We start from the raw sequence: 288 nt of genomic DNA, 5'->3' as shown, positions 1-288 counted from the left end.
CAGCGGGTGATGTGAACCGGCCTCTACCGCGGCGGCAAGCTGCAACAGCCGTTGTTCGGTGAGCGCGCCGATGGGCAGCACGTCGGTGACCGTCGGCTTGCCTTCGGTCAGGGTGCCGGTTTTATCGAAGGCGATGGTTTGAATCTGGCCCAGTTGCTCCAGCGCCGCACCGCCTTTAATCAGCGCGCCGCGCCGCGTGGCGGCGGCCAGCCCGGATGTGATGGCCGCCGGCGTCGAGATCACCAGCGCGCATGGACAGCCGATCAGCAGCAGCGTCAGGCCGCGATA

Annotated in this window: 1 pseudogene; it reads right to left on the bottom strand. The window is 67.4% G+C overall.

From position 1 onward, the window contains the following. Nucleotides 1–288, bottom strand: a pseudogene (locus J0A68_RS23380) (HAD family hydrolase); the annotation flags it as partial.

The sequence above is a fragment of the Algoriphagus oliviformis genome, from assembly GCF_017254915.1.
Classification (GTDB): domain Bacteria; phylum Bacteroidota; class Bacteroidia; order Cytophagales; family Cyclobacteriaceae; genus Algoriphagus; species Algoriphagus oliviformis.
The sequence above is the reverse complement of the archived record's forward strand: the minus strand, read 5'-3'. Positions and strand labels throughout refer to the sequence as shown.